Annotated in this window: 16 protein-coding genes; 11 read left to right on the plus strand and 5 right to left on the minus strand. The window is 72.5% G+C overall.

The features are described from left to right. Window positions 1–22: 22 nt before the first annotated feature. From FB453_RS31945 to FB453_RS31975, 7 genes are all read left to right on the plus strand, one after another. Window positions 23–1,423 carry a 3-oxoacyl-ACP reductase gene (locus tag FB453_RS31945; protein ID WP_145796233.1) on the plus strand — a complete coding sequence of 467 codons (1,401 nt, stop codon included), beginning with the start codon at window positions 23–25 and terminating at the stop codon, window positions 1,421–1,423. Further along, window positions 1,423–2,289 (plus strand): MaoC/PaaZ C-terminal domain-containing protein, encoded by an 867-nt coding sequence (locus FB453_RS31950; RefSeq protein ID WP_145796236.1) that lies wholly within the window; start codon window positions 1,423–1,425, stop codon window positions 2,287–2,289. Before FB453_RS31945 ends, FB453_RS31950 begins: the two co-directional genes overlap by 1 nt. 128 nt (window positions 2,290–2,417) lie before the next feature. Then, window positions 2,418–3,170, plus strand: a complete 753-nt coding sequence (locus FB453_RS31955; protein WP_112586180.1) for an NUDIX hydrolase — start codon at window positions 2,418–2,420, stop codon at window positions 3,168–3,170. Further along, window positions 3,167–4,135 carry a protein kinase family protein gene (locus tag FB453_RS31960; RefSeq protein WP_145796237.1) on the plus strand — a complete coding sequence of 323 codons (969 nt, stop codon included), beginning with the start codon at window positions 3,167–3,169 and terminating at the stop codon, window positions 4,133–4,135. Before FB453_RS31955 ends, FB453_RS31960 begins: the two co-directional genes overlap by 4 nt. Before the next feature lie 9 nt (window positions 4,136–4,144). Next, complete coding sequence (locus FB453_RS31965; protein WP_112605704.1) at window positions 4,145–5,104, plus strand: hypothetical protein; 960 nt, start codon at window positions 4,145–4,147, stop codon at window positions 5,102–5,104. Continuing rightward, window positions 5,101–6,363, plus strand: a complete 1,263-nt coding sequence (locus tag FB453_RS31970; RefSeq protein WP_145796239.1) for an adenylosuccinate synthetase — start codon at window positions 5,101–5,103, stop codon at window positions 6,361–6,363. Before FB453_RS31965 ends, FB453_RS31970 begins: the two co-directional genes overlap by 4 nt. Window positions 6,364–6,524: 161 nt before the next feature. Continuing rightward, a complete protein-coding gene (locus FB453_RS31975; RefSeq protein ID WP_091396100.1) occupies window positions 6,525–7,160 on the plus strand; it encodes a DedA family protein in 636 nt (211 codons plus the stop codon). A gap of 6 nt (window positions 7,161–7,166) precedes the next feature. Here FB453_RS31975 and FB453_RS31980 read toward each other — a convergent pair whose 3' ends face one another. Beyond that, complete coding sequence (locus FB453_RS31980) at window positions 7,167–7,808, minus strand: response regulator (protein WP_112732983.1); 642 nt, start codon at window positions 7,806–7,808, stop codon at window positions 7,167–7,169. Then, entirely contained in the window at window positions 7,805–8,956 is a 1,152-nt protein-coding gene (locus tag FB453_RS31985) for a histidine kinase (RefSeq protein WP_145796241.1), read from the minus strand. Before FB453_RS31985 ends, FB453_RS31980 begins: the two co-directional genes overlap by 4 nt. 170 nt (window positions 8,957–9,126) lie before the next feature. Here FB453_RS31985 and FB453_RS31990 point away from each other — a divergent pair, with 170 nt between their 5' ends. Beyond that, the gene (locus FB453_RS31990; protein WP_486480559.1) at window positions 9,127–9,792 is read left to right on the plus strand and encodes a DedA family protein; all 666 of its coding nucleotides are present in this window, start codon (window positions 9,127–9,129) and stop codon (window positions 9,790–9,792) included. On the opposite strand, the gene FB453_RS31995 is transcribed toward FB453_RS31990, so the two are convergent. Continuing rightward, complete coding sequence (locus FB453_RS31995; protein WP_112586169.1) at window positions 9,767–10,405, minus strand: TetR/AcrR family transcriptional regulator; 639 nt, start codon at window positions 10,403–10,405, stop codon at window positions 9,767–9,769. The genes FB453_RS31990 and FB453_RS31995 overlap by 26 nt on opposite strands. A 67-nt stretch (window positions 10,406–10,472) precedes the next feature. Between FB453_RS31995 and FB453_RS32000 the strand changes: the two genes are divergently transcribed. The 3 genes from FB453_RS32000 (at window position 10,473) to FB453_RS32010 (ending at window position 13,901) form a co-directional block, all read left to right on the plus strand. Further along, window positions 10,473–10,925 (plus strand): SCP2 sterol-binding domain-containing protein, encoded by a 453-nt coding sequence (locus tag FB453_RS32000; RefSeq protein ID WP_030332160.1) that lies wholly within the window; start codon window positions 10,473–10,475, stop codon window positions 10,923–10,925. A 1-nt stretch (window position 10,926) separates the two neighbouring features. Next, window positions 10,927–12,141 carry an acyl-CoA dehydrogenase family protein gene (locus tag FB453_RS32005; RefSeq protein WP_112586166.1) on the plus strand — a complete coding sequence of 405 codons (1,215 nt, stop codon included), beginning with the start codon at window positions 10,927–10,929 and terminating at the stop codon, window positions 12,139–12,141. 197 nt (window positions 12,142–12,338) lie between these two features. Then, a complete protein-coding gene (locus tag FB453_RS32010) occupies window positions 12,339–13,901 on the plus strand; it encodes an AMP-binding protein (protein WP_145796269.1) in 1,563 nt (520 codons plus the stop codon). Window positions 13,902–13,965: 64 nt separating this feature from the next. Here the strand turns inward: FB453_RS32010 and purD are convergent, their stop codons facing one another. Further along, on the minus strand, window positions 13,966–15,216 hold the full coding sequence (gene purD, locus FB453_RS32015) for a phosphoribosylamine--glycine ligase (protein WP_145796243.1): 1,251 nt from the start codon (window positions 15,214–15,216) through the stop codon (window positions 13,966–13,968). Window positions 15,217–15,305: 89 nt separating this feature from the next. Continuing rightward, window positions 15,306–16,295, minus strand: a complete 990-nt coding sequence (locus FB453_RS32020) for a type IV toxin-antitoxin system AbiEi family antitoxin domain-containing protein (protein ID WP_486480560.1) — start codon at window positions 16,293–16,295, stop codon at window positions 15,306–15,308. Window positions 16,296–16,406 lie beyond the last annotated feature (111 nt).

Below are 16,406 nucleotides of genomic sequence, written 5' to 3' on the forward strand. Positions count from 1 at the left end.
TACTCGCCAGTAGGCTACGCCCATGACCGACAGGTACGCGAGCTTCGTCCAATCGGCCGCCGGCCGCGCGCTGGTCAAGCGCCTCGGGCTGCCCGACCCGCCCCGACTGCGCCGGCACCATCCCGGCGACCCGCTGCTGGCCGGCCCGGCCCTGCTCGGCGCGGCCACCGGCGGCCGGCTCGCCGAGCCGGTTGCCAAGATCCTGACCGCCGCCGGGGTCGAGCTGGCCGACCCGGCCGCCACCGCCGAATGGGCGCAGGATGCGCCGACGGCCCGTTCGCACGGCGACACCCCGCAGCGGTACGGGGCACTGCTCTTCGACGCCACCGGGATCACCGACTCGACCGAGCTGCGCCAGCTCTATGACTTCTTCCACCCGCAGGCCCGGGCGGTGCTGCCCAGCGGCCGGGTGTTCGTGCTGGGCACCCCGCCGCAGGAGTGCCCGACACCCCGCGAGGCGACCGCCCAGCGGGCCCTCGAAGGGCTGGTCCGCAGCATCGGCAAGGAGTTCGGCCGGGGCACCACGGCGCAACTCGTCTACGTGACCCGCGACGCCAGCGACGCCGGCACCCGCACGAGCCTCGAATCGACACTCCGGTTCCTGCTGTCCGGCCGGTCCGCGTACGTGTCGGGGCAGGTCATCCGGGTCGGCGGCGGTGCGGCGAGCGTCCCGGCCGACTGGGACCGCCCACTGGACGGGCAGGTCGTGCTGGTCACCGGCGCCGCACGGGGCATCGGTGCGGCGCTGGCGAAGGTGCTCGCCCGCGACGGCGCGAAGGTGGTGGCCCTGGACATCCCGGCCGCCGGTGATGCGCTCGCCGCGGTGGCGAACGACATCGGCGGCACCGCCGTCCAACTCGACCTGACCGCGCCGGACGCGCCGACCCGACTCGCCGAGCACCTGGCCAGCCGGCACGGCCGGGTCGACGTGGTGGTGCACAACGCCGGCATCACCCGGGACAAGACGCTCGGCCGGATGGACGCCGACCGGTGGGACCAGGTGATCGACGTCAACCTCTCCAGCCAGGAGCGGATCAACGACGTGCTGCTGCAGCGGGAGCTGATTCCGGCCGGCGGGCGGATCATCTCGGTCTCGTCGATCGCCGGGATCGCCGGCAACCGGGGGCAGACCAACTACGCCACCAGCAAGGCCGGCGTGATCGGGCTGGTCGACTCACTCGCGCCGGCCCTGCGGGAGCGCGGGATCAGCGTCAACGCGGTGGCCCCCGGCTTCATCGAGACCCGACTGACCGCGCGCATCCCGCTGGTGGTTCGCGAGGCGGGCCGGCGGATGAACAGCCTGGCCCAGGGCGGGTTGCCGGTGGACGTGGCCGAGACGATCGGCTGGCTGGCCTGGCCGGCCAGCGGCGCGGTCAGCGGAAACGTGGTCCGGGTCTGCGGCCAGAGCCTGCTGGGGGCGTGATGGGCGCGGGGCCGGAGTCGGGCAGCCGCAGCCGGGTCGAGTTGCCCCGGATGCCGGCGGTCGGGGCGCTGCACCGACGGGCGTTGCTCGGTGCGCTACCGGGCCTCGGCGGTGGGCGGCGCGGGCCCGACCTGCCGGCGGTCGAGTTGGCAGTGGCCGGGGTGAGCGTCGACCGGGCTACGTTGGCCGACTACGACCGGGTCTGCGGGTTCCGGCTCAGTGACCGGCTGCCCGCGACGTTCCCACACGTCATGGGCTTTCCGCTGGCAGTGCGCCTGATGACCGCGCCGGACTTCCCCCTCCCGCTGATCGGTCTGGTGCACGTGGGCAACCGGATCACCGCGCACCGCCCGATCACCGCCGACGAGACAGTCGACTTCACCACGTACGCGGAGAACCTGCGTCCCCACGACCGGGGACGGCAGGTGGACGTGGTGCTGGTCGGCTCGGTCGACGGGACGGAGGTGTGGCGCGGCGTCTCGACGTACCTCGGTCGGGAGCGCAAGCCGGGCGGACGCGAGCCCGGCGAACGTCCCGCGGCACCGGCTGCCACCGCCCGCTGGCGGGTGGAGCCGCGCATCGGTACGGAGTACGCGCGGGTCTCCGGCGACCACAACCCGATCCACACCTCCCGACTCGGGGCGCGGCTGTTCGGCTTCCACCGGCCGATCGCGCACGGCATGTGGAGCAAGGCGCGCTGCCTGGCCGCGCTGGAGGCCCGGCTGCCGGACGCGTACACCGTCGAGGTCGCCTTCAAGCTGCCCGTGCCGCTGCCGAGCACCGTGAGCTTCGCGCTCCTGCCAGACGGCGGGTTCGCCCTGCATGACTCCCGTGGCCGACCCCACCTGACCGGTTCCGTGCGCTGAACGCATCGCGCTGGTCTCGTGCGCTGAACGCACCAGGCAGGTTCGTGCGCTGAGTTGCCCTTGGCAGGCGCGCACTTCTGCGCTAGGTTGTTCTCACAGGGAGATGTTCTCAGGATGAGAGAGACGTGATGAACGAGCAGGAGTTCCTGGCCGCGTACGACCCCCGGGCCTATCCGTCGGTCGCCGTGACCGTCGACGTGGTGGCGCTGACCATCCGCGACGGCGCACTGCACCTGCTGCTGATCCGGCGCGGCGAGGCACCCTTCGCGGGGCACTGGGCGCTGCCTGGGGGCTTCGTCCGCCCCGACGAGGACCTGACCGCTGGCGCCCGACGGGAGCTGGCCGAGGAGACCGGGCTCGGCGGCGAGGCGCTGCGCCGCGTACACCTGGAGCAGTTGGGCAGCTACGGCGCTCCCGACCGTGACCCGCGCATGCGGGTCGTCTCGATCGCCCACCTCGCGTTCGCCCCCGACCTGCCGGACCCGGCCGCCGGCAGCGACGCCGACGAGGCGGTCTGGCTGCCGGTGACCGCGTTGACCAGCCGACAGCTCGCCTTCGACCACGGCCGGATCATCGACGACGCATTGGAACGGGCCCGCTCCAAGCTGGAGTACACCCCGCTCGCCACCCGCTTCCTCGCCGCCGAGTTCACGATCAGCGAGCTGCGCGCCGTCTACGAGACGGTCTGGGGGCACCCGCTGCACGCCGGCAACTTCCACCGCAAGGTGCTCTCCGTGCCGGGCTTCGTGGAGAGCACCGGCGCCAGCACCGAGCGCGGTGGTGCCCGAGGCGGCCCGCGCGCCCGGCTCTACCGGGCCGGTGACGCCCGCCTGCTGCACCCGGCGCTGCTGCGCCCCGCCCGCGAGGAGACGGCGCGGTGAGGGCCGCGGAGGCCATTCGCCTGGTCGCGGCCGCCCGCACCGACGCGGACCTGTTCGGCGCCGACCAGCCCGCCCGCCGCTACCGCGAGCTGGTCGCGGCCCTGCACCCCGACCGCCTGCCGACCGACCCGGCGGTACGCGCCGAAGCCATCGACGCGTTCGTCCACGTCACCACACGGTGGCAGGCACGGCAGACCACCGTCATCGGCGACTACCGGCTCGGCGCGCCGGCCCACTCGGGTGACCTGGCCGACCTCTACGACGTCGGCGACGACCGGCTGCTCAAGCTCCCCCGACGGCCCACCGACAACGACCTGATGGCCCGCGAGGCGCAGGCCCTGCGCACCATCGCCGAGCGCGGCGACCCGCGCTACCTGCCGTACGTGCCCCGGCTCGTCGACGAGTTCCGGCACCGGGACGCCGCCACCGGCGCGGAACGGCGGATCAACGTCCTCGCCGCCGCACCCGGCCTGCACGACCTTGAGGAGGCGCGGCGCGCGTACCCCGACGGGCTGGACGCCCGGGATGTGGCCTGGATGTGGCGGCGGCTGCTGGTGGTGCTCGGCCTGGCCCACCGGGCGGGCGTGGTGCACGGCGCGGTCCTGCCCCGGCACGTGCTGATCGAGCCGAACGCCCACGGCGTGGTGCTGATCGACTGGTGCTTCTCCGCGGCCGTCGGGAGCACGATCCCGGCGGTCGTACCCGGCCACGGCTGGGACCCGGAGGAAGTCCTCAAGAAGCAGCCCTCGGGGCCGGGCACCGACATCGCGATGGCCAGCCACTGCATGAGCTGGCTGATGGGGCCGCGCGTACCCCGCGAGCTGCACACCTTCGCGCAGGGCTGCCGGCAACGATCCCTGGGCGCCCGCCCCGACGACGCCTGGCGCCTGCTGCGCGAACTCGACCAGGTGCTGGACCGGCTCTACGGGCCACGCACCTTCCGACCCTTCACCCTCACCCCCTAAGGAGCTGTCATGGGCAGTGGAATCTGGTCCACCGACGTGTACGACGCCGCCGACCGCTACCGCCGGTCCACCGGCAGGAGCGCCTTCTCCTACAGCGACAGCGGGGCGCGCACCGTGCACCCCGCGCTCGACCCCAGGGACGCGACCCGCGAGAGCCGCGACTCCGACGAGCACCCCCGGTCGACGCCCGTCGCGGTGCTCTTCGACGTGACCGGCTCGATGCGCACGGTGCCGCGGGTCCTGCAGACCAAGCTGCCGCAACTGCTCGGGCTGCTGCAACGGCAGGGCTACGCGAGCGACCCGCAGATCATGTTCGGTGCCATCGGCGACGCCACCTGCGACCGGGTGCCGTTGCAGGTGGGCCAGTTCGAGTCGGACAACCGGATGGACGACGACCTCGGCCGGATCGTGCTGGAGGGCGGTGGCGGCGGACAGATGAGCGAGTCGTACGAGCTGGCCATGTACTTCATGGCGCGGCACACAGTCACCGACAACTGGGAGAAGCGCGGCCGGCGCGGCTACCTGTTCATCATCGGCGACGAGCTGGCGTACCAGCGGGTGAAGGCCCGGGAGGTGGCCAGCCTGATCGGGGACGGCCTCTCCGAGGACGTGCCGCTGCGGCAGGTCGTCGACGAGGTGACCCGCCGCTGGGACACCTACTACCTGCTCCCCGCCGGCAGCCACTACGCCGGCAACGCCAAGGTGCTCGACTTCTGGCGGGACCTGTTCGGGCAGAACGCCGTAGTGCTCGACGACCTCGACGCGGTCTGCGAGACCATCGCGCTCACCATCGGCCTCGGCGAACAGGCCATCGACCTGGACGAGGGCCTGCGCGACCTGGACCGCGCCGGCTCCGGCGCCACCGGCACCGTGTCGAAGGCGCTGGCCCGCCTCGGCCGGGACCGGCGCGCCGAGGTGTCGACGCTGCCGGCGTTCACCGACACGGCCAGCGGGGTGACCCGGCTGTGAACCACGTGGCGGTGGTCGACCTCGGCTACGGCGACGCCGGCAAGGGCACGGTGGTGGACTGGCTCTGCGCCACCCGTCCCGTACACACTGTGGTCCGCTTCAACGGGGGCGCGCAGGCGGCACACAACGTCGTGCTGCGCGACGGGCGGCACCACACGTTCGCCCAGTTCGGCGCCGGCATGTTCCATCCCGATGTGCGTACGCACCTGTCCCGGCACGTGGTGGTGGACCCGCTGGCGTTGGCCGCCGAGGCCGACCACCTCGCCACGGTCGGGGTGCCCGACGCGCTCGACCGGCTGACCGTCGACGGGGACGCACTGCTCGCCACCCCGTACCACCGGGCCGCCAACCGGGCCCGCGAGATCGCCCGGGGAGCCGACCGGCACGGCTCCTGCGGGCTGGGGGTGGGCGAGGTCGTCGCGTACGGTCTCGCCCACCCCGACGACGCGCCCCGGGTCGCCGACTGCCACCACCCAGCACTGCTGCGCCGCCGGCTGACCACAGTGCGGGACCGGCTGACCGCCGAGCTGGGCCCGCTGGACGTGCCACCGATCGAGGACTGCCTGCCCGCGTACACCGGGTTCGCCGACCGGGTCGCCATCGTCGACGGCAGTTGGCTCGCCGGGGCGCTGCGCACCGGGACCTGCGTCTTCGAGGGCGCGCAGGGGGTGCTGCTCGACGAGTGGCACGGCTTCCACCCGTACACCACCTGGAGCACCACCACGTTCGCCAACGTCGACAGCCTGCTCGCAGAAGCGGGCCGGCCCGGCGACGTGACCCGGATCGGGGTGCTCCGCGTGGTCACCACCCGGCACGGGCACGGCCCGTTGGTGACCGAGGACCCCAGCCTGCCGTTCGCCGACGCCCACAACGCCACGAACCCGTGGCAGGGCCGGTTCCGGTTCGGCCACTTCGACGCGGTCGCCCACCGGTACGCCCTCGCGGCGGCCGGCGGCGTCGACGGCCTGGCCCTGACCCACCTCGACCTGGCCGGTCCCGACCTGCGGATCTGCCGCCGCTACGACACCACCGACCGGCTCACCCCGGGCCAGCCCGGCGACCTGGGCCGGCAGGCCGCGCTCACCGCCCGCCTGCTGCGCTCCCGCCCGGTGTACGACGAACCGCCGGAGGACTGGCCGGCAGCGGTACGCGCGGAGCTGGACACCCCGGTGGTGCTCACCTCGCAAGGCCCCACCGCCGACGACAAGACCCCACACGGCTCGCTGCTCGCCCCACCGGCCCTGGTCCGCACGGCCTGACCACCCCGCCCCAACCCGTCGATCTTGCACTTTCGGTCGCTGTTCTGCGGCTTTTGCAGAGTTTGGTTCGGGCACAAAGTGCAAGATCGGCGCGGGGCGAGGTGGGGGTTATCCAGCGGCTTCGGCCACCGGGCGGGTCGCACCCGGCGAGCATGGGGGGCATGGACTCCGCGCTCGACCTGCTCCGACAGCTGGTCACCTCACCGTGGGTGTACCTGCTGATCTTCGGGCTCACGGCGGTCGACGCGTTCTTTCCGGCCGTACCCGGCGAGGCGGCCGTCATCACCGCCGCCGTGCTCTCCACAAGCGGAAATCCCAAGCTGGCGGCAGTGATCGTCGCCGCCGCGCTGGGCGCCTGCGCCGGTGACCACGTCTCGTACGCCATCGGGCGCGGTGGCGGCGCGAGACGCCTCGCCGGGTTTCCCGATGGCAGCCGCCGACGAGCCAGCTCGGAGTGGGCCCGACGCGCGCTGAACCGGCGCGGCGGGCTGATCCTGACCACCTCCCGGTATCTGCCGGGCGGGCGGACCGCCGTCACCCTCACCATGGGCGCGGTACGTTATCCCCGCCGGTCGTTCCTGCTGTACGACGCGATCGCGACGGTCACCTGGGCCCTGTACTGCGGGCTGCTCGGCTACTTCGGTGGGCTGGCCTTCGAACGGCACCCCGTCAAGGGCGTCCTCGCCGGGATCGGCCTGTCGGTGATCGTCACGCTGGGCATCGAGGGCATCCGTTGGCTGCGGCACCGGGCGCGCCGCCGCGCCGCCGCCACCACCGATCGGGCCGGGTCGACCTGACACCCGTCACAGCAGGTCGGCGTCGTACACCAGGATGGCCAGCTGCACCCGATTGCCCGCGTGGAGTTTCGCCAGTGCCCGGCTGACGTGTGCCTTGACGGTGGCCTCGCTCATCGTCATCCGCCGGGCGATCTCCGCGTTGCCGTGCCCGCGCGCCACCTCCCGGACGATCGCCAACTCCCGCTCGGTCAGCGGTGCGAGCCGCTCACGGGCCGCGTCCCGGCGGGCCGGACCACGCTCGGCGAACGAGCTGATCAGGCGCCGGGTCACCGTCGGGGCGAGCATGGCGTTACCGGCGGCCACCGTACGAACGGCGGCGGCCAACTCGCGGGGCGGGGTGTCCTTGAGCAGGAAGCCGACCGCGCCGGCCCGCAGCGCGCGGTGCACGTACTCGTCGAGGTCGAAGGTCGTCAACATGATCACCTTTGGGCCGACGGCGACCACGTCGGGCGCTACGGTCAGCCCGTCGACGCCCGGCATCCGCACGTCGAGCAGCACCACGTCGGGGCGTAACCGCTGGGCCTGCTCCAGCGCGCCGGCGCCGTCCGCTGCCTCACCGACGACAGTGATGTCCTCCGCCGCCTCAAGGATCAGCCGCAGCCCGGCCCGAACCAGCTGCTCGTCGTCGACCACCACCACCCGGATCACGCCGCACCCGCCAGCGGGATCAGGGCCCGGACCAGGAAGCCGCCGTCCACGGGAGCTGCCTCCAACCGGCCGCCGAGCAGCTCCACCCGCTCACGCAGCCCGAGCAGCCCCTGCCCGGCACCCGGCAGCGTCGACCCGCCCTCGGACGGGCCGTTGCGGACCAGCACCTCCAGCCCGTCGGGCAGGTAGCGCAGGCAGACCGTCGTCTCGGCGTCGGCCGCGTGCTTGCGCACGTTGGTCAACGCCTCACGGACCACCCGGTACGCGGTACGCCCCAGCGTCGCCGGAAGGGCCGCCGGCAGACCCTCGTCCTGTCGGGACACGCGCAGCCCGGCGGCACGGGACTCCCCGATCAACTCGTCCAACGTGTCGAGCCCCCGCTCCGGCGTCAGGGCCGGGCCGGCCTGGCGCAGCACACCCAGCACCTCGCGCAGGTCGGTGAGCGCCTGCCGGCCGGTCGTCCGGATCAGCGCGGCGGCCTCGACGGTCGCCGGGTCCACGGCGGTAACCTCCAGCGCCCCGGCATGCACCACCATCAACGAGACCCGATGCGCCACCACGTCGTGCATCTCCCGGGCGATCCGGGTCCGCTCCTCGGCGCGGACCCGGTCGGCGCGGGCCTCCTGCTCGCGTTCCAGCCGCTCGGCCCGGTCCCGCAGGGCGGCGAGCGTGTCCTGACGGGCCCGCACCCAGAGGCCGAAGACCAACGGAAGCCCCACCAGACAGGCGGCGAGCAGCAGCACGTTGCCGGTGCTGGCGGTGGTGATCCGGCGTACGCCACCCACCGCCAGCCCGACCAGCACCCCACCGGTCAGCACCAGGGCCGCCCCAGAGAGGTAGCCGGCGAGTTGGCGACCGCGCAACCGCAGACCCGCCTGGTACGAGGCCAGCACCCCGGCGGCCGCCGCAGCGAGCACCAACCAGCCGACCGCCGCGGCCAGGAACAACGGCCAGCGGCGGGTCCGGACCGTGGCGGCGGCCCACGCCGAGCCCAGTGCGATCAGCAGCACGACCACGCTCGGCAGCGGCGAGCGGACCCCGATGTCACCGGTCGCGCTGGCCCACACGGCCGCGGCGACCAGGACGGCGAGCAGCGGCGGGGCGTACCGATGGACGACCCGCCGGAGGGCGACGGCGCTGGAGGCCACGCAGCGAGCCTAGGGCTCAGCCGACGCATCAGGTCGCCCCGCAGCGCCGTACCCGGGTGAGGTGGGGGATGACCCCGATGCACAGTCCGGGCCGGCCGCTACCTAAGTAGTGCCGCCCACCTGACCACTGGGCGATGTCGGGAGCCGCCGCCCCGACCAGCATCGGGATCATGGATCTGCTCGACCTGCTGCACGACACGATGTCCTCGCCCTGGGTGTACCTGGCGATCTTCGCGATCGCGGTGCTCGACGGCTTCTTCCCGGTGGTGCCGAGCGAGACGGCGGTGATCACCGCGGGGGTGTTCGCGGCCTCCGGAGCGCCGTACCTGCCGGCGGTGATCCTGGTGGCCGCCGCCGGGGCGCTGGTCGGCGACCACGTTTCGTACGCCATCGGGCGGGGCGGCGGCACCCGGCTGCTCGACCGGCTGCCGCCCGACGGTCGACGCCGAGCCGCCATCGACCGGGCCCGTCGGGGGATCGCCACCCGGGGCGGTCTGATCCTCACCGTGGCCCGCTACATTCCGGGCGGCCGGACCGCTGTCACCCTCACCATGGGGGCGGTGCGCTATCCACGGCGACGGTTCCTGGCCTTCGACGCGCTGGCCGCCGGCTCGTGGGGGCTCTACTCGGCGCTGGTCGGCTACGTCGGCGGGCTGGCCTTCGAGCAGGACCCGCTGCGTGGTCTCCTGCTCGGTCTGGGCCTCGCCCTGACGGTGACGGTGGTCGTCGAGATGGTGCGCTGGCTCCGCAACCGCCGCCGTACGGCGCGGGCCGGTGAGCCGGGCACCGACGCGCTTCCCGCCGGGGCCGTCAGTCGGCCGGCGGACGCCAGGTGACGCCGTGCAGCAGTTGGGCGGCACCGAGCCAGGCCACGTTCATCATCCGGGTGGCCGTCTTCTCCGGGTCGGCGTCCGGGTGGTCCGCGAGCCAGTCGGCCAACGACTCGGTGGCGCCGACCAGGGCGTACGCGACGACCTCCAGGTCGATGGCGGCGATCTCGCGGCCCTCGGCGCGCAGCGCGTGGTCGAGCATGCCGGCCACCACCTCGACCAGCCGGGCCCGCATGGTGGCCAACTCGCCGGCGAACGGCTGCTCGCCCCGGGCCTGTCGGTAGAGCACCGCCCAGCCGTCCCGGTGGGCGCCCACGAAGCCGAAGAACGCCCTCAGCCCGCGCCAGAGCCGCTCGTCGGCCGGCAGGTCGGGGGCCGCCGCCCCGGCGATGGCCTGCATCATCCGGGTGCCCTCCCGGTGCAGGCAGGCGACGAAGAGCTCCTCCTTGGTGCCGAGGTACGCGTACACCATGGGTTTGGAGATGCCGGCGTCCTCGGCGATCTCGTCCATGCTGGCGGCGTGGAAGCCTCGTCGGGAGAAGACCTTGACGGCCGCGTCGAGCATCTGCTGCTCGCGGACGGCGCGAGGCAGGCGCTTGAATGCGGGGACGCTGGACACCTTGCGAGCATACCTACTCGTGCGTAGGGTTACGCGCGAGTAGCCAATCTTCCGGAAGGCGCACCTGATGACTGACTTCGACCCGGCCACCTTCGCCAACGTGGGCCCCAAGGAGTTCGCCCAGCTGGTCAAGTCCACCCCGGACGACAAGATCGCCCAGGTGATGTCCGGCGACATGCGCGACAAGGTTCTGGGCGAGGTGTTCGGCCGGATGCCGTCGCTGTTCCGCGCGGACCGGGCCGGTTCCACCAACGCGGTCATTCACTGGATCATCACCGGTCGCCCCGACGGCGGCAGCGACACCTACGAGGTGGTCATCGCCGACGGCACCTGCGTCGTGAACGAGACCCCGCAGCACGACCCGAAGCTGAGCCTCACCATGGGCCCGGTCGAGTTCCTGAAGATCGTCTCCGGTGGCGCCAACCCGGTGATGATGTTCATGACCGGCAAGCTGAAGGCTAAGGGCGACCTCGGCCTCGCCGCCAACATCGCCAACCTGTTCGACATCCCCAAGGCCTGACATGGCTGAGTTCTCGCTCGACCTGAACGAGGAACAGCGGGATCTACGCGACTGGGTGCACGGCTTCGCCGCCGAGGTCGTGCGCCCAGCCGCCGCCGAGTGGGACGAGCGCGAGGACACCCCGTGGCCGGTGATCCAGGAAGCCGCCAAGGTCGGCCTCTACGGCTTCGAGTTCCTCGCCACCTGCTGGGCCGATCCGACCGGGCTCTCCCTGCCGATCGCCAGCGAGGAACTCTTCTGGGGTGACGCCGGCATCGGCCTGAGCATCTTCGGCACCTCGCTCGCCGTCGCCGCCATCTACGGCGCCGGCACCCCCGACCAGATGGTCGAATGGGTGCCACAGTGCTTCGGCGACGTCGACTCGCCGGCCGTCGCCGCCTTCTGCACCAGCGAGCCGGAAGCCGGCTCCGACGTCGGCGCGATGCGCACCCGGGCCGTCTACGACGAGGCCACCGACGAGTGGGTGCTCACCGGCCAGAAGGCGTACGCCACAAACGGCGGAATCGCCGGAGTGCACGTGGTCACCGCCTCCGTCGACCCCGCGCTCGGCTCCCGGGGTCAGGCGGCGTTCGTCGTGCCACCGGGCACCCCCGGCCTGGCCGCCACCCGCAAGCTGCGCAAACTCGGCCTCCGCGCGTCACACACCGCCGACGTCTTCCTCGACGGGGTACGCGTACCCGGCCGCTGCCTGCTCGGCGGACGGGACGCCCTGCTGGAACGCCTGGACCGGGCCCGCTCCGGTCAGCGGGCCACCGGACAGGCCGCGATGCGCACCTTCGAGCTGTCCCGGCCCACAGTCGGCGCCCAGGCGCTCGGCGTGGCCCGGGCCGCCTATGAGTACGCCCTCGACTACGCGAAGGACCGGGTCCAGTTCGGACGCCCGATCATCGAGAACCAGGCGGTCGCGTTCGCGCTGGCCGACATGCGGATGGAGATCGACGCGGCGCGGCTGCTGGTCTGGAGAGCCTCGTGGATGGGCCGCAACAACCGCCCGTTCACCGCGGGCGAAGGGTCGATGTCCAAGCTCAAGGCAGGCGAGGTGGCCGTGTCGGTCACCGAGAAGGCAGTGCAACTGCTCGGCGGAGCCGGCTTCCTGCGTGACCACCCGGTCGAGCGCTGGTACCGGGACGCCAAGATCTACACCATCTTCGAGGGCACCTCGGAAATCCAACGACTGGTCATCTCCCGGGCGATCTCCGGGATGCAGATCCGCTGACCGCCGTCGGCCCAGCCCCTCCTCGACCGGGGTCGGGCCGGCGGTGGCCCGGATTCCACGATCTGTGCCGTCTTTGTCACCCCACGCCGACGCCAACTGGGCCTTCAGCCGCGCCCAGTGCATGATCAAGGAAAGAAGCCCTGATGGACGGGCCGGCAGCCGCCCCGTCCGCGCACCACCCCGAGGAGGTCTGCGGCATGGACCTGCCGTTCATCGTTGCCACGCTGACCCGTCGCGGGCTACTCACCCCCGGTAGCCCGGTCCGGGTCGCCTCGCAGCTCAACGCGTTGCGGACGTGGGGGTGGAGCCTGGCGGGCGAGCTACGCCAAGCAGCCGCCCGGGACCCGGGCCGTCCCGCCGTCATCGACGAGAACGGCGTCGAGCTGACCTACCACGACCTGCTCGACCGGGCCGAACGGATGGCCCGCTCGATGCGGGCCGGGCTCGGCGTACAGGCCGGCGACCGGATCGGCGTGCTCTGCCGCAACCACCACGGGCTGATCGAAACGATCGTCGCCGCCACCCTGCTCGGCGTCGACGCGGTACTGGTCAACACCGGGCTCAGCGCCGCCCAGCTGGGCACCGTCGCCGAGGAGCAGCGGCTGCGGCTCCTCGTGCACGACGACGAGTTCGCCGAGCGGGTCCTCGGCCTCCCCGCCGAGCTGCCCCGGCTCGACGAACGCGCCCGCGAGGAGTTGGTGGCCGGGGCACTGCCGGGTGACCTGCACCCGCCCGAGCGCGACGGCCGGATCATCGTGCTCACCTCCGGCACCACCGGTACGCCCAAGGGCGCCCGCCGGCCGACGCCCAGCGGCTTCGGCCCACTGGTGTCCATCATCGACCGCATTCCCCTGCACGCCCGGCACCGGGTGATGATCGCCGCGCCGATCTTCCACACCTGGGGATTCGCCGCTCTCCAGGTCTGCCTGGCACTACGGGCCACCATCGTGCTGCACCGCCGCTTCGACCCGGCCGCCACGCTCGCCGCCCTGACCGCGCACCGGTGCGACGCGCTCTTCGCCGTACCGGTGATGGTGCAACGGCTGATGGAGGTGCCCCCGCCGGACCCGCGCCCCCCGCTCACTGTCGTCGCGGTCAGCGGCTCGGCCCTGCCCGGCGGGCTGGCCCCGAAGTTCATGGACGTCTACGGCGACGTCCTCTACAACCTCTACGGGTCCACCGAGGTCTCCTGGGCCTCCATCGCCGGCCCGCAGGACCTGCGTCAGGCACCCACCGCCGCTGGTCGTCCGCCGCACGGCACCCGACTGGAACTGCTCGACGACGACGGCCAACCCGTACCGGACGGACGGGTCGGGCGGATCTTCGTCGGCAACGAGATGCTCTTCGAGGGCTACACCTCAGGTGCCAGCCGGGAAACCCACGACGGCCTGCTCGACACCGGCGACCTCGGCCGGCTCAACTCCGACGGGCTGCTCTTCGTCGACGGCCGGGCCGACGACATGATCGTCTCTGGGGGCGAGAACGTCTTCCCGTCCGAGGTGGAGGACCTGCTCGCGCAACTGCCACAGGTCCGCGAGGCCGCCGTGATCGGCGTGCCCGACCCCGAGTACGGCCAGCGCCTCTCCGCGTTCCTCGCCCTGCACCCCGGCGAGACCCTCGACCCCGAGGCGGTCCGCGAATACGTCCGGCACTTCCTGGCCCGGTTCAGCGTCCCCCGAGACGTGATCTTCGTGAAGTACCTGCCCCGCAACGCCACCGGCAAGGTGCTCACCCGAGAACTGCGCCGCTACTACGGCTGACGGCGACGAGGCGCGTCGCTCTGGTGCCCACCGCCGGGTCGACCTCGGTGTTCAATGCCTCAGTTCAGCCGGGAATCGTGATCCGATCCTCGATCGCGGCGGCGGCGATGTCGGTGCGGTGCTGCGAGCCGGCCAGCTCTACCCCGTCCACCAGCGCGTACGCGGCGTCCCGTGCGGCAGCCAGGTCGGCGCCGGTGGCCGTACCGCAGAGGACCCGGCCGCCGGCGGAGAGCAACGCGCCGTCGCTGGCCCGGCGGGCGGTGCCCGCGTGGATGATGCCCGGACGGTCCGCACCGGTGATCACGTCGCCGGTGCGCGGCGCGGCCGGATAACCCGCCGAGGCAAGCACCACGGTCACGGCGCTGCCGTCCCGCCACCGCAGCGGCGGGTGCTCGGCCAACGTGCCGGTGGCCGCCGCGTGCAGCAACCCACCCAGCGGGGTCTCCAGCAGCGCGAGCACCACCTGGGTCTCCGGGTCACCGAAGCGCGCATTGAACTCGATCACCCGAGGGCCGGCGGCGGTGATCGCGAGCCCGACGTAGAGCAGGCCGGCGAACGGGGCGCCCCGGCGACGCATCTCCGCCAGCGTCGGGTGGACCACATCGCGCATCACGTCGTCGACCAGGCCAGACGGGGCCCAGGGCAGCGGCGCGTACGCCCCCATGCCACCGGTGTTCGGCCCGGTGTCGCCGTCACCGAGCCGCTTGAAGTCCTGTGCCGGCACCAGCGGCAACGCCGCCTCGCCGTCGGTGACCACGAAGAGGCTGACCTCCGGGCCGTCGAGGAACTCCTCGACAACGACTCGTCCACACTCGTTGGCGTGCGCCAACGCGGCGGCCCGGTCGTCGGTCACCACCACGCCCTTGCCGGCGGCGAGCCCGTCGTCCTTCACCACGTACGGCGCGCCGAACTCGTCCAGCGCCCGAGCGGTGCTCTCCTCGTCCGCGCAGACGTACGCCCGTGCGGTCGGCACGCCGGCGGCGGTCATCACGTCCTTGGCGAACGCCTTGGAACCCTCCAGTTGGGCGGCCGCACCCGATGGACCGAACACGGCGATGCCCTTGGCTCGTACCGCATCGGCGACCCCGGCGACCAGCGGCGCCTCGGGCCCGACCACCACCAGGTCAGCCGCCACCTCCACGGCCAACGCCGCCACCGCGGCCGGATCCGTCGCAGTGACCGCTCGCAGCTCAGCCACGCCAGCGATCCCCGGATTACCCGGTGCCGCAATCAGCGCGGAAACACCCGAATCCGCCACCAGGCCAAGCGCAAGCGCGTGCTCCCGCCCACCACCACCCACCAAAAGAACCCGCACGCCCGAGATCCTACTGTCCCCCTCCACCTCCCCGTTGATCATGAAGTTGTTGCCCTCCGCCGCGGCGTGTCGTGGCAATAACCTCATGATCAACGGCGGTGGGCGGCGGCGATCGCTTGGCGGACCGTCCAGGGGATGTAGTCGGGGCGGAGGGTGTCCTGCCAGGTGAATCGGAGGACGGTCCAGCCGGCGTTGACCAGGCGGTTCTGGCGGCGGCGGTCGGCGTAGGCGGCCTCCGGGGCGCCGTGTGGGCCGCGGCCGTCAGCCTCGGCGATGAGCCGGGGACCACGCCAGCCGAGATCGCCGATCCCCAACAGGTAGCCGTCCTCATCGCGGACCTCAAGTTGCAGTGCGTCCGGTGGCACCTTCCCGTCCACGCAGCGCAGCCGGGTCCGCGTCTCCAGCGGGGACTGTGAACGCCCATCAGCCTCGCTGAGATAGCCGCGCGCCGCGACCGCACCGCGTCGGCCGCGAATGAGGCGCGGAATGGAGAGCAGGTCATCGGTGGTCACGAGCCGCCGATTCAGCGCCGAATCCAGCAGGCTCACCGCCGAGTAACGATCAACCCGCAGACTCACGTCAGCAAGGGTCCGCAGCGGTTCGGTAGCGGTGACTCCGTTAACCCGGACAAGCTGCTCGGGCTGGATGACCAACTGATGGACCACCACCTCCGGGTGGGCGAGCCGGGCCGGCCTGGCGATCGGGCCTGGCACCGACAGGTCGATCACGTCAGTGGCTTGGAGACCGCCCAGCCCGTGCAGTTCGGCTGCCGTTGCGAGCACAGCGGCTGCGGCCGGCCCAAAAGAGGCCACCGCAGCCCTGATCCGCGCCGCTCGAGGGACTCCCTCATACAGGTCGGCGTCCACGAGGTAGGTGCCACGCACCACGACCCGCCAGCGGCCTGCCCGACAGAGCCGCTGCACCTCATGCGTGGTCAAGCCGGCTGCGCGCGCTTGCCCGAGCGTCACGACTCCGTCCCGCACGGCCGCAACCCGCCGCACCGCATCCAGGGCATTCACCCCGCCACCCTGGCTCAACCCGAAACCCGAAACACCCCCCTGTGGACAACGACCGAACACCTGTGGATAACCAGGCGATCAACGCATTGGGGGGTCGGGTTAGGGGAGGAGGGGGTGGAGGACCACGTTTTCTTCTCGGCCTGGGCCTACGCCTACGACGCTCACCCTCGT

It is taken from the genome of Micromonospora sp. CNZ322 (assembly GCF_007827755.1).

Bases quoted from the DNA above. Each gene is read 5' to 3' on its own strand.
- FB453_RS31965 (WP_112605704.1), top strand. From the start codon at position 4,145: ATGGGCAGTGGAATCTGGTCCACCGACGTGTACGACGCCGCCGACCGC.
- FB453_RS31950 (WP_145796236.1), top strand. From the start codon at position 1,423: ATGGGCGCGGGGCCGGAGTCGGGCAGCCGCAGCCGGGTCGAGTTGCCC.
- FB453_RS31975 (WP_091396100.1), top strand. From the start codon at position 6,525: ATGGACTCCGCGCTCGACCTGCTCCGACAGCTGGTCACCTCACCGTGG.
- FB453_RS32010 (WP_145796269.1), top strand. From the start codon at position 12,339: ATGGACCTGCCGTTCATCGTTGCCACGCTGACCCGTCGCGGGCTACTC.
- FB453_RS31945 (WP_145796233.1), top strand. From the start codon at position 23: ATGACCGACAGGTACGCGAGCTTCGTCCAATCGGCCGCCGGCCGCGCG.
- FB453_RS32000 (WP_030332160.1), top strand. From the start codon at position 10,473: ATGACTGACTTCGACCCGGCCACCTTCGCCAACGTGGGCCCCAAGGAG.
- FB453_RS32005 (WP_112586166.1), top strand. From the start codon at position 10,927: ATGGCTGAGTTCTCGCTCGACCTGAACGAGGAACAGCGGGATCTACGC.
- FB453_RS31990 (WP_486480559.1), top strand. From the start codon at position 9,127: ATGGATCTGCTCGACCTGCTGCACGACACGATGTCCTCGCCCTGGGTG.
- FB453_RS31955 (WP_112586180.1), top strand. From the start codon at position 2,418: ATGAACGAGCAGGAGTTCCTGGCCGCGTACGACCCCCGGGCCTATCCG.